Origin of the sequence: Enterobacter sp. WPR_3_1 (genome assembly GCF_003635055.1) — a bacterium.
Lineage (GTDB): Bacteria > Pseudomonadota > Gammaproteobacteria > Enterobacterales > Enterobacteriaceae > Enterobacter > Enterobacter ludwigii.
This window is the reverse complement of sequence record NZ_RBXU01000013.1, coordinates 17629-29804: the sequence shown is the minus strand read 5'-3', so window position 1 is coordinate 29804 and position 12176 is coordinate 17629. Positions and strand designations below refer to the sequence as shown.

Below are 12176 nucleotides of genomic sequence, written 5' to 3'. Positions count from 1 at the left end.
TTAAACTTTTCCAGGCCTCCTTTCGGGGAGGCCTCTGGAGGATTTATGACTTTTTTCAAGACCTCTTTATTTGCGGCGCTGTTTACCTCCTCCGCATTTTTCATGCATTCCGCGACTGCTGCGGAGAATTTTGGCAAGGTGTATCAGCCTGTTGCACCCGTCGCTCAGACTCAGGCGCAAATTGTTTACTACCGTGACGCCAGTAACAGCACCGGCGGGGCGGCACATATTTATGTGGATAATGAATTCCACGATGCACTGCTGCCTGGCGGTTATACCGTGTTCTGTCTGGCGCCGGGTAAGCATAATCTCGGCGCATACCAGAACGATGCGCCGCAGTATCGTGGTAAAGAACAGGGTTATAACGTCGAAATGAACGGCGGGCAAACCTATTTCGTGCGCGTCAGCCACACGATGAATGCCGTGCCGGAAGCCCGTACGCGCGAGCAGGCGGAGAAGGATTTATCGGGGCTGCGCGAGCAGACCCATGTGCTTTCTCGCGCATCCAGCGTGGAAGCCTGTAAGACTCTGGCCGCGCCTCAGTACAAAGATTACACCCTGTCCGGCGATATTATGTTCCGCTTTGGACAGTCCGGTGAAAAGGGCGTTTCCGCTCAGGGCCGCCAGGCGGTGAAAGACCTGGTGGCGACAATAAAACGTGAAAACGTCGAGCTGAAACAAATCCAGGTGATTGGCCATACGGATGCTATCGGCAGCGATCGTAGCAACTACGCGCTGGGGCTGAAGCGTGCGCAGACGGTACGTACGATGCTGGCAGAAAATGGCCTTCCGGCGCGTTTGATGGTGGCGTCCAGCGTCGGCAGTAACGAGCCGGTTGTTAATGACTGTGCCGCGTCCGGCAAGCGTGAGTTGGTTTCTTGCTATGCGCCAAACCGCCGCGTTGTTGTGCGTGTAAGCGGCGATCAGAACGTGACTGCACCTGAGCAAAAATAATCTTGCGTCCTGCCTTCCCGCAATGGGAGGGCATTCTCTTTTCCCTCGTGTATCCCTCATCAAACCTGTTTCGTGACAAAAAATAACCCGTTCCATTGAGACAGGTCTCATTAATTTAAGACTGTTCCGCGTGACAGAATATTCTTAATTTAAACCAATAAATCAATTTAATTCATTGATTTAAATATAAATAATCAATCAGGAAAAACGCGAAATATGGAATCCTCAACTGCAAATTTTCAGGAGGAACAGCTGCTTGCCGCCGCTCGCGATAACCGACAAAGTGATGATTCCCTGCTCAGAAGTATTGCCTGGGTGTGTGAGCATTATGGTCTCGGTAAAAGCGATGATGTTTTGCTGGCGGGTCTGCCTGTCGAACAACTCCTCACTCCCTCTTTAGCGCTTGATGCGCTCAAAAATGCCGGTGTGACCGGAGGGCTCATCAAGCGTAATAGCGCAGAACTGCCGGAGCAGATCTTCCCGATGATTTTGCTGCGTAAGGGTGCTGGCGGGATGGTGCTGCTGGGACGCGAGCGTCGTAAAAATGCCGAAGACAAATGGGATCTGTTCTATTCCCTGGTCATGCCGGATGTCTCTGACGAGCCGGTTGAACTGAATCATGAAGCGCTTAACGAGCTGTATGTTGGCTACGCGATCGCGGCTAAACCGACTGCGCGTATTGACAGTCGGGTTAGCGATATCGCGCCGCCGCAGCCGAAAGGCCACTGGCTGTTCAGTACGCTGTGGCGCTACCGTCGTTACTATCGTAGCGCCGCGCTGGCGTCGGTGCTGGTGAACGTGCTCGCGCTGGCCACCGTGTTCTTTACCATGAACGTTTATGACCGCGTGATCCCTAACCAGGCGTTTACCACGCTCTGGTCGCTGGCGATTGGCGTGCTGGTGGCAATGATTTTTGAAGCCGTAACCCGTAGCGTGCGTGCTCACCTGCTGGATACCGCAGGAAAAAAAGCGGATCTGATTGTCGGCAGCGTGCTGTTTCGTCAGGCGCTGGCGGTGAAAATGGAGCATAAACCCGCCTCCTCAGGCTCTTTTGCCAACCAGCTGCGCGAATTCGAATCCGTGCGTGATTTTGTCTCATCCGCGACGCTTGCAACCATTGCCGACCTGCCGTTCGTTCTGCTGTTTATTGGCATTATCTTCGCCATCGGCGGCCCGCTGGCGATTGTCCCGCTGCTGATGCTGCCAATGATCCTGCTGGTCAGTATGGCCATTCAGTGGCCGCTGGCCAAAGTGATGAAAGCCAGCCTGCAGGAAGCATCGCTGAAGCAGGGCGTCCTGATTGAATCCATCGAAGGGATGGAAACGCTGAAATCCGTGGGGGGCGAGTCCTGGATGCAGAGCCGCTGGCAAAAGTTCAGCGCCATGCAATCGTCCAGCTCGGCGGCGTCTAAGCACTACTCTACGCTGGCGATGAACTCGGTGAGTTTCCTGCAACAGCTGCAGACGGTCATGCTGATTGTCACCGGCGTGTACCTGATTGATGCCGGCACCCTGACGCAGGGCGCGTTAATCGGTACGGTCATGCTGGCCGGCCGTGTGACCGCGCCGTTAAGCCAGGTCGTCGGTTTAGCCGTGCGTTATCAGCAGGCCAAAGCTGCGCTGACTTCGCTGAACAAGCTGATGGAGAACCCAACCGATCGCAGCAGTGAGATTGACTACATCAAACAGCCTGAGTTGAACGGTGATATCGAGCTTAAAGGCATTACCTTCTCTTATCCGGCGCCGCCCATGCAGCCGAACCCGGATATCCTCAAAGGCGTGAATCTGACGATAAAACCGGGCGAGCGTGTGGCGATCGTCGGGAAAATCGGCAGCGGTAAATCCACGCTGCTGCGCATCATTGCCCGCCTTTACACGCCGGTGAAAGGGCAGATTTTCAGTAGCGGTCTGGACGTGAATCAAATTGAGCCGTCTGACTGGCGAAACAACGTAGGGTTTGTGGGGCAGGATGCGCGTCTGTTTTACGGCACATTGCGCGAAAACATCATGATTGGCCGTCAGAATGCGTCGTCTGATGAGTTTCTTAAGGTACTGCGTTTAACCGGGCTGGACCACATTGCCGCGCGCCACCCGCGTGGCATTCATATGCCCGTTGGCGAGCAGGGCAACAGTTTGTCCGGCGGCCAGCGTCAGCTGGTTTCCCTGGCGCGAACGCTGTTGGCGCGTCCTAACCTGCTGCTGCTGGATGAACCGACCAGCGCGATGGATGCGCAGACCGAAGCCCTGTTCCTGCAACACCTGAAAATCGCGACTGCCGGACACACGCTGGTTGTTGTTACCCATCGCCCGTCGTTGCTGGCGCTGGTGGACAGAATGGTGATTATTGAGGACGGCAAAATCGTCGCGGATGGTCCAAAACAGCAGATTCTGGCTGCGCTCAACGGCACGCCGGCAGCGCAACCTGAGCAGACGCCCGCTAACGACAGTACGCCAGCGCAAGCTGTGCCAGTAAAAGAGCAGGCGGAGGCCAGCGCATGAAATTTCTAAAACAGAAGAAAAATAAACCGCTCTCAGCGCGTGATGCCGCCTGGATGAGCGATATCCAGGAGGCGCTGTTCTCCCAGACCACGCCAAAATCGCGACTGGTGTTATGGCTCATCCTGGCGGTGTTCATCGGCTTCTTAACCTGGGCGCATTTCGCCAAAGTGGAAGAGATCACCAAGGGTGATGCGAAGATCGTCTCAAAAAGTCGCGAACAGATTATCCAGAGCCTCGAGGGCGGGATACTCGAAGAGTTGAACGTCCGTGAGGGCGATATCGTTGAACCGGGGCAGGTACTGCTGAAAATCGACCCGACGCGTGCGCAATCGAGTTATCAGGAGACGCTGCGCAAGGTGGTGGCACTGGAAGCGACCGTTAACCGCCTGCGTGCAGAAGCGTATGGTCTGCCGCTGACCTTTAGCGACCGCGTGAAAAAGTATCCTTCTGAGGTCGAGCTGGAAACCCGCGCTTACAACAGCCGTAAGCAAGCGCTGGAAGAGGGCGTGGCTTCGCTTGAGAAGAGCTATCGTCTGGCGCAAAACGAAATTGCCATGTCTGAGCCGCTGGCGGCGCGCGGCCTGCTTTCCGAAGTAGAGTTGCTGCGCATGCGTCGTCAGGCAAACGACCTGCAATCGCAGATTGTTGAGCGCCGCAACCGCTATCAGGCGGATGCCAACGCCGACCTGATCCGTCAGGAGCTGGATCTGGTGCAGGCTGAAGAGAGTCTGACCGGTCGCGAAGACATTGTGAACCGCACAACCATTACCGCACTGGTAAAAGGCACGGTCAAAAATGTGCGGGTTACCACTATTGGCGGGGTTATTCAGCCTGGTGAACACATCATGGAGATCGTGCCGCTGGAAGATCAGCTGCTGGTGGAAGGGAAGATCAAACCGTCTGACGTGGCCTTCCTGCATGCAGGTTTGCCTGCCATGGTGAAAATCACCGCTTACGATTTTGCAATCTATGGCGGCCTGAAGGGGCAAGTGTCTCTCGTCAGTCCGGATACGTTAAAAGATGACGCTAAAGCTGCGGCGGGCCGTCCTGATGATACGTATTACCGGGTGATGGTCTTAACCGACAGCAGCACCCTCAAAGCAGGGGATAAAGCCCTGCCGATTATTCCCGGCATGATTGCGACCGTGGAAATTCGTACGGGCGAAAAAACCATTCTCGATTACCTGCTGAAACCTATTTTCAAAGCGAAAGAAGCCTTCCGGGAGCGTTAATTTACGATGAAAAAGTATTCTCCAGTACAGCGTCGCCTGGCGGCGACGCTGACGGTACTCTCTTGCCTGATTTCAGGGAAAAGTGTCGCCAGTAGCGAGGGCTTATTAGCCTTTCAACCTGTCGCTCCGCAGGCAAAATCCGGCATGGTGATGGCCTCCACCCCGCCTGCACCTCTCGCGCCACGGGTGGCGCAGAAAAGCGCGGTGGATAACCATGCTACTAGCACAACCCACGCCGCGTTTGCGAAAAGCAACGCGACAAACGTTGACCGGCAGACCGCCCGTGCGCCTGGCGAGAATGAAATCCGTCTGCTCTTTAATGATGCGGTCAATACTGCCCTGGGTATGAGCCCTGAGGTTCGTGGCGCGCAGTTCAATACCGAGGCGGCACAGGCCAACGTTGATGAAGCGAAAGGGCAACGCTGGCCGCAGGTGGATGTCGGGACGCGTTCAAAAAGCGTCCAGTTCGGTGGCGGAGAACGGGGCTACAGCGACAGTCGTCCGGCGGTGACCGTGAATGTCGCAACCACATTGCTCGATTTTGGTCGTACCAGCAACACCATTAAAAGCCGTGAAGCGCTGCATCTGGCCGCGAAAGAGAATACGGGCGCACAGGCGGAAAACATTGCCTGGCAGGTCAGTAGTGCACTCATTGAGTTGAGTAAGCAGCGCCAGATCATTGTTCTCAGCCAAAAGTACGTGGCGCGTATGAATGAACTGGTCGAAATGCTGGACGGTATTGTGAAGGTTGACCAGGGGCGTCGCAGTGAACTGACGCAGGCCAGAGGGCGTTTTTTACAGGCGCAATCTTCTTTAGATACGGCCATATCGCGTGCGCGCGATACGGAAATCATCCTCAACCGCCTGCTGGGGGATACGCCCGTTCCTCTGCCAACAGCACCGGTGTGGAACCTGAAGCCAGGGGAGCTGAACAAGCAGTTATCCGCCATTGAAAGCCATCCCACCATTCGACAGGCGCAGGCAGAGACCGCATCAGCACTGGCGGATGCGGAAGCGGCGCGTTCTGCCGCCTACCCAACGGTGACGTGGAACGTTGGCAAAAGTACCGGGCGCGATGAACTGGGGCGTGAACAGGCGTGGGAAACCAATGTAAACTTAAGCTGGCCGATTTTCCGGGGCGGTTCACAGCGTGCCGCTGAGCTTTCTGCCGCACGCCGTGCAGATGCCAGCAGAGAGGCCATTGAACAGCAATCCCGCGATCTGGATAACCGGGTACGTGCTGCCGATCAGGATGCCCATAGCATGCTGGAGCGCGCGGAGTTGTATCATAACTTATCGATTGAATCCGATCGTATTCGTCATGATTTCTTCGATCAGTGGTATCACCTCGGTCGACGTACTCTGTTAGATGTGTTGAGTGCAGAAAGTGATTTTTACGGCAACCAGGTCGCGGAAGTGACTAACCGTTTTGATGGCTATTCCGCTATTTTTCGTAGCTATGCCAGTTCCGGTACTTTATTGTTATGGTTACGGAATAATAATTAAGTCTTTTTAAAGATGGCTCACACTGCAGGCATAAAAGAGAATATGTATGAACCCGTTTTCAGGTAAAAAAATATACGTCGCTTTACTCGACGATCACCCGATTGTCCGTAAGGGGATGGAAATTATATTTAGCCAGGAACCTGATTTCGAACTAAAAGGCAGCTTTGCCACTCGTATCGAACTCATGAATTTTTTACGCAACAACCGTGTTGATGTGTTGGTTCTTGACTATTTGCTTGGTGATGAAGAGATCGACGGTTTACCGATGATCAAACAGCTCATGAGCAACTTCCCGTGGCTGAAAATTCTGCTTTCCTCCACGCTGGAAAACACGGCGATTGTGCGCATGGCGTTAAAAATCGGCGTGCGTGGGCATGTCGGTAAAAGCCGTGATTTATCGGAAGTGGTGAATGCGGCGCGCCAGGTCGCGGCGGGGCGTATCTCCCTCTCAGAAAGCATGGAGAAAGAGTTCTACCTGATTTCCGAGCCTTGTGCAGACACGAAATCGGGTTCAGAGGGTGACAACGCGCCGCAGGTGATTGAGGGCATTGGCCGCCTGGATCAGCTGTCTCCCAAGGAGCTTGAGGTGCTGCGACTCTTTACCGGTGGAATGTCTGTCCTGCAGATTTCAGAGAAATTCAATCGTAGTCGTAAGACGGTCAGCGGACAGAAGAAATCGGCCATGAAAAAGCTGGGCGTGAAAACGGACTCTGAACTGTTTCTTTGGCACGACCAACTGCTTTAAACCCATTACAACCGATTCATCCGAGACATTATCAGGAGCCTTTTACAGGCTCCTTTTTTATTTCAGTCAGACGGTATCGTCCGATGCTTTGTGCTCAATGGGATGAATATTTCGCAGTGCAGCCGCGAGATGATTGATTGAGCAGGGCTTAAACAGGCAATCATTCATACCAGCCTGTAAACAACGCGCCGTGATCTCATGCATGGCATTGGCGGTAAAGCCGATAATCCAGGCCGTGGCCCTGTGCTGTTCCTGCTCGCGCGTGCGGATTATGTCAGTAAGCTGATAACCATTCATGCCGGGCATGTTGCAGTCGGTAATGATCACGTCGAAATCTGTTTTTTCCCAGATAGCCAGTGCCTCATTTCCCTCTGACGCAAGATACGCATGCTGTCCTAACCAGGCCAACTGTTTAGCTAGCAGGATCCGGTTGGCAGGGTTATCGTCCACGACCAGGATCTTCAGGGCCGGAATTTTGTCTTCGTCTTCGTGCTGCTGGACATCCACGGCCGCCGCCGTTTTTACTTTCGGCAGTGTAAAGGTTGCTCTCACCGTGGTGCCCACGTTTTTCTCACTGGTCAGCATAAGCGTGCCGCCCATGCTTTCGCAGATGGTCCGGCTGATATAGAGGCCCAGCCCCGTTCCTGCGCGGCGGTTGTCTGCCTGACTAAAGGGCCTGAACAAGGCTGCCTGCTGGCTGGCATCGATCCCCACGCCGCTGTCCTTGACGTCAATGATGTAGTGAACGCTGTCATTTACCGGGTCTTCAGCCTGCTGCAGCGTCAGTGATACGCCGCCGACGTCGGTAAACTTAATGGCATTACTTAACAGGTTCGACAGAACCTGCTTGATGCGTAAGGGGTCGGCACAGACATCGATTATCGGTTCCGTCGGGAACGCGCGAGTGAGTTCGATATTTTTCTCAATGGCCACGCCCTGGAAAACCCGCATCATATTGTTAATCAGCGTACCGAGGTTCGTGGCTTCAGGATTGAAATCGAGATGCCCCCCCTCAATACGGGAAATATCCAGAATATCGCCAATTAATCCCACCAGTCCTTCTGCCGATTCATATGCCACCTCGAGCGCCTGAATATCTTGCTCACCACGGCGTCCTTTTTTCAGCACGATATCCAGCATGCCAATAATGGCATTCATCGGCGTGCGGATTTCATGACTCATGGTCGACAGGAAGACGGATTTTGCGCGGTTAGAATCCTCGGCCCTGTCTTTGGCTTCCTTAAGTTCAACCAGCAGCGCTTCACGCTCGGTGATGACCTCACGTAATTGCACAAGCTGGGTGTTCATCTGACGACGAAGTGCCGCTTTACGCGCGATTTGTCGACGCAGGTAGAGTGCCCAACCCAGGGCCAGAATAATTAAGACAGCGCTAAAGACGGCGGTGGCAATCAACACTTCCCGATAGCGATACCAGAAGCTGTCGACAACCACCAGTTCGTTTGGCCGCCAGCGGTTGGCCAGATTTTCCAGCTCAACAGGGGGAATGCTCAGCAATATTTTATCTAAAATCCCCTGAAGTTCCGGATTGGACAGCCCGACCCCGAAAGAGATCCAGACAGGGGCGTCACCCACAATCGACACCACTTTAAGTTTGTCCTGAAAGTTGGTGAAGATTTGATAGTCACTCATGATCAGAATACCCACCGCGGCATCCGCTTTCCCCTCAAGTACGGTGGAAAGCAGCTGTGATTCATTGCCCACGTGAACAATTTCAATTTCCGGGTAACGCTGGCGCACCATACTTTCCACACCAATGTTTTTTACCATCGCCAGCCGTTTTCCACGCAGGTCTGCCAGCATATGAATGTCGTTACGATTTGTCGCTGTTGCCAGGGAAAAGGCGCTCCGCAGATAGGGGCGGGTGAAAAGAATTTTATTTTTACGCGCTTCACTGGGGGTGATTGAGGCGAGCATATCCGCGCTTGACTCGTTCACCTGTTGAATCAGTTCCTCGGTGGTGCTGCCCGTTTCAAAACGAAACTGTAAACCGGTTCTGAGCGACACAACGGAAAACAGATCGGCGGCAATACCGCGCAGCACACCTTTATTATCAATAAATGAGACCGGGGCTGCATTGTCCTGGCTGTAGATCAGAACGTTAACGATGGGATGTTTCTTGATCCACGCTTTCTCTTGCTCGGTAAAGAGCAGGGATTTTGACCCCTGTGCGAGATCAATGCGATCGGGCTGCCAGAGACGATAAAGCTCCTGCTTTTCATCTTCTGGCACGGCCTTGATTGCGGCATTAATCAGTGTGAGCAGTTGTGGTTTTTTTTGGCTGACGGCAAACCCCACTTCACGGCTGGTCAGGCGTGAGAATCGCTCAACATGAATATTGTTCAGGTAGTTGCGGCTGAGCGAGTAACTGTTGCCCAGGTAAACCCGCGACTGACCAAACGCCACCGCGCTCAACGCTTCCTGATAACTGTCGAACAGGCGAAAACGGGCGTTAGGGTAGGCGGCCTGAGCCTGTGACAGGGGCAAATAGTCCCTCGGCATTGCGACGTCGGTATCACGCAGATCCTCTGCCAGAGGGGCGGTATCGCTATCGTTGAGCCCCAGCACCGGTTTATCGCTGGCATAAGGTAAGGAAAAGGCAAAGGCATCGTTATCCGGGAAGGCGGCCACGGACGGGATCAGGTCAATATCGCCACGTGCCAGCGCCTGCCACGCCTCTTCAGAGGAGCTAAACACTTTTATCTTAACCGGGAGGTTAAGTTGCCAGGCGACCAGTCCCGTATAATCCGCGCTCAAACCTTCATACTCATTGCGAATGTTACGCATGCCAAACGGTGGGGCATCATAATGGGTCACGCCCACGTTCAGTTGTCGTTGTTGTTTAATAAACGCGGCTTGATCGGCGCTAAGAGATAAACGCTGTAATCCCTGGACCGGTGTTCTCATCAGGATCTTATATTCATCGCCTATCGCTGAAGGCATTGAAAGCGAGAGTGAAACCAGCAGCACAAAAAGGCGAAAATAGTGACGCATATCTCTTTAACTGACTCCTGAAGACGAAGTGAGCCTGGGAATATCTTCCCCGGACATCGGGTGTGCTGTGAATGAAACATCATAAACAACCTGTACGGGCTAGCCCATAACTTACTGTATAGCCGATGAAAAGACATCCTTCATGCCTGACCTCAGCAATACCGGGGTCGAATTATACCGATGTCATCTTCATTTATGTGTGCGCAGTATGATGAAACAGACGATAAAGGGTTATAAGACCTGACTTGGTTATTTTTTTTAATGAAATAACATCTCATTATAAACGGTAATGGTATTAATTAAGTCGCTGTAAAATACTCAGCTTAAGTGAAATTGAATAAGAGGCGGATATCGCTTTTTACCTGCCTGTGCCGGGGCTGTACTCTCTTCAGGGAATATCAAGACGGGTCTTATCGTGAGCCACCCGTAACAATGAAAAAATCGGCTTAATTTTTCTGATTAAATAATTGAGCGGATTTTTATGCGCCCGGTACCTCAACGTCGACCTGTTAACCACGCCGCAATAAGCCAGCAGTTACATTCCCTGGCGGAGATTTATCGCCAGTCTATGGCTGACGGGGATTACGCCAGCGCCTCGCGCTGCTGTGAAAAAGCCCTGGCCGTATTGCCCAAAAATATGTCAGTGCAAAGTGACTATGCGCTAAGCCTGATGCGTCAGGGAAAGTACGATCAGGCGTATAAAGTGTATCGTAAAATATACCAGTCGCCGCAGCGTCATGAAGCCTCTGAAACCTGGCTGGATGGTTTTGCAGAACTGTGTGGGCACATGGGCAAAACCCAGGAGATGCGCACCTATGGCCTTGAGTCGCTGACGCTGTCGGATCAACGTTTTGGTCACGGCAAATGCTGGCCGCTTCCCTCAACGCCGCCGCGTCCTTTTGATGCCACGCGGCGCGAAAAAAATATTATCGCCTTCAGCCTGTTCGGCGATCGGCCGCGCTATTGCGAAACGCTGATTAAAAACATTGAAGCCGCAAACTCGCTGTTTCCTGGCTGGTGCTGCCGTGTGTATCTGGATAATTCTGTGCCGCAGCACGTCTGGCAACGTCTGCAGGCGGGCGGTGCTCAACTGGTCGATATGAGCCACGAAAAAACCATCTATCCCACATTATGGCGTTTTCTGGTGATGGACGACCCGACGGTTGAGCGGTTTTTGGTTCGTGATGCCGACTCGTTGCTCTCCGAACGCGAGCAGGTTTGTGTCGAGGCGTGGCTACGTTCGCCCTGGTACTTTCACCATATGCGTGACTATTTCACGCATACCGAGTTGTTACTCGCCGGGATGTGGGCTGGATGTGGCGGCATCTTCCCGAACGTTGCAAGAATGATGCGTGAGTTTGTCGTGCAGTACCGGGGCAATGCGCGCTTCACTGACCAGTATTTCCTGAAGACGGTGCTGTGGTCCACCGTGCGGCAAAGTCTGCTTAGCCATGATGCTATTTTTGGTTTTCATCACGCTGAACCCTGGCCGGCGCATCCTCCTGTTCGCTGGAAGGCAGAACACTTCCACGTCGGGAGCAATGCCGGGTTTACGATCATGGCCGGGCCAAGCCATAAACAAGACGGGGAAAAGCAGGCTGTGCTGCTGAAAATGGACGGTAATGCCTGGCGGTATACGGCACCCGTGCAGCAGGGGCAGTGGAAACTGCCGATGCCTTTTTTTCTTGCCGAGGGGTTTCGTCAGGGAGACGTTAAGGTCGAGATAGTGAACGACGACGATCGTCAGGGGAGCTGAGAAAGATTGCGGGACTCCCGGAAACGCAGCGTCCCGCGTGTCGTGAGGACCGCAGGACGCCTGCATTTACATATTATTGAGGGCGACCTGCATACCAACCTGAACCAGCAGTTCCGTTTCCATACCTGAATGCTGATATACGGCATATTGCACGCCATCGACAGTTACTGAGCCCCGGGCTTTCGTCCATTCACCCATTTCCGCGCCTTCGGGAAGAAGGTCCGAGAGGTTAATTTCATCCCCTGCATCACCTTTTATCATCAGTTGCTGGCTGGTATCGTCGGCAAAAAGACGCGCTTCATTCTGAATTAAAACGTCGTCGAGCGTTATTTCCAGCACCACCGGAAATGGCGTATCGCGGTCCCCATCCGTGAGGGCCTCTGGCGCGATATCGCGATTATCAATATTGTTGTTCATCACGGATTAACCTGTTCAAACGTAAAAAAGTACTTTCCTGGTAAAGTGGAGGAGA

8 protein-coding genes are annotated in these 12176 nt (G+C 53.3%); 6 read left to right on the top strand and 2 right to left on the bottom strand.

Annotated elements, in window-relative coordinates:
* The first annotated feature begins 45 nt into the window (after window positions 1-45).
* From BJ887_RS18300 to BJ887_RS18280, 5 genes are all read left to right on the top strand, one after another.
* Window positions 46-954: an OmpA family protein gene (locus BJ887_RS18300; RefSeq protein WP_121340247.1), complete on the top strand. Its 909-nt coding sequence runs from the start codon at window positions 46-48 to the stop codon at window positions 952-954.
* Window positions 955-1170: 216 nt separating this feature from the next.
* A complete protein-coding gene (locus BJ887_RS18295) occupies window positions 1171-3453 on the top strand; it encodes a type I secretion system permease/ATPase (protein ID WP_106503798.1) in 2283 nt (760 codons plus the stop codon).
* Window positions 3450-4685, top strand: coding sequence for an HlyD family type I secretion periplasmic adaptor subunit (locus BJ887_RS18290; protein WP_020885110.1), 1236 nt, complete (start codon window positions 3450-3452; stop codon window positions 4683-4685). The genes BJ887_RS18295 and BJ887_RS18290 overlap by 4 nt, the downstream gene beginning before the upstream one ends.
* 6 nt (window positions 4686-4691) lie before the next feature.
* The gene (locus BJ887_RS18285) at window positions 4692-6191 is read left to right on the top strand and encodes a TolC family protein (protein ID WP_121340246.1); all 1500 of its coding nucleotides are present in this window, start codon (window positions 4692-4694) and stop codon (window positions 6189-6191) included.
* 46 nt (window positions 6192-6237) lie between these two features.
* Window positions 6238-6936: a response regulator transcription factor gene (locus tag BJ887_RS18280; protein WP_025204758.1), complete on the top strand. Its 699-nt coding sequence runs from the start codon at window positions 6238-6240 to the stop codon at window positions 6934-6936.
* Window positions 6937-7002: 66 nt separating this feature from the next.
* Here the strand turns inward: BJ887_RS18280 and BJ887_RS18275 are convergent, their stop codons facing one another.
* Window positions 7003-9948, bottom strand: a complete 2946-nt coding sequence (locus tag BJ887_RS18275; RefSeq protein WP_121340245.1) for a transporter substrate-binding domain-containing protein — start codon at window positions 9946-9948, stop codon at window positions 7003-7005.
* 481 nt (window positions 9949-10429) lie between these two features.
* Here BJ887_RS18275 and BJ887_RS18270 point away from each other — a divergent pair, with 481 nt between their 5' ends.
* Window positions 10430-11704, top strand: coding sequence for a tetratricopeptide repeat protein (locus BJ887_RS18270; RefSeq protein WP_121340244.1), 1275 nt, complete (start codon window positions 10430-10432; stop codon window positions 11702-11704).
* A gap of 66 nt (window positions 11705-11770) precedes the next feature.
* On the opposite strand, the gene BJ887_RS18265 is transcribed toward BJ887_RS18270, so the two are convergent.
* Window positions 11771-12121 carry a hypothetical protein gene (locus tag BJ887_RS18265; protein ID WP_040016854.1) on the bottom strand — a complete coding sequence of 117 codons (351 nt, stop codon included), beginning with the start codon at window positions 12119-12121 and terminating at the stop codon, window positions 11771-11773.
* Window positions 12122-12176 lie beyond the last annotated feature (55 nt).

What these genes read in the sequence shown, in the direction of transcription:
- BJ887_RS18300 (WP_121340247.1), top strand. Translation starts at nt 46, where the DNA reads ATGACTTTTTTCAAGACCTCTTTATTTGCGGCGCTGTTTACCTCCTCC.
- BJ887_RS18280 (WP_025204758.1), top strand. Translation starts at nt 6,238, where the DNA reads ATGAACCCGTTTTCAGGTAAAAAAATATACGTCGCTTTACTCGACGAT.
- BJ887_RS18270 (WP_121340244.1), top strand. Translation starts at nt 10,430, where the DNA reads ATGCGCCCGGTACCTCAACGTCGACCTGTTAACCACGCCGCAATAAGC.
- BJ887_RS18285 (WP_121340246.1), top strand. Translation starts at nt 4,692, where the DNA reads ATGAAAAAGTATTCTCCAGTACAGCGTCGCCTGGCGGCGACGCTGACG.
- BJ887_RS18265 (WP_040016854.1), bottom strand. Translation starts at nt 12,121, where the DNA reads ATGAACAACAATATTGATAATCGCGATATCGCGCCAGAGGCCCTCACG.
- BJ887_RS18275 (WP_121340245.1), bottom strand. Translation starts at nt 9,948, where the DNA reads ATGCGTCACTATTTTCGCCTTTTTGTGCTGCTGGTTTCACTCTCGCTT.
- BJ887_RS18290 (WP_020885110.1), top strand. Translation starts at nt 3,450, where the DNA reads ATGAAATTTCTAAAACAGAAGAAAAATAAACCGCTCTCAGCGCGTGAT.
- BJ887_RS18295 (WP_106503798.1), top strand. Translation starts at nt 1,171, where the DNA reads ATGGAATCCTCAACTGCAAATTTTCAGGAGGAACAGCTGCTTGCCGCC.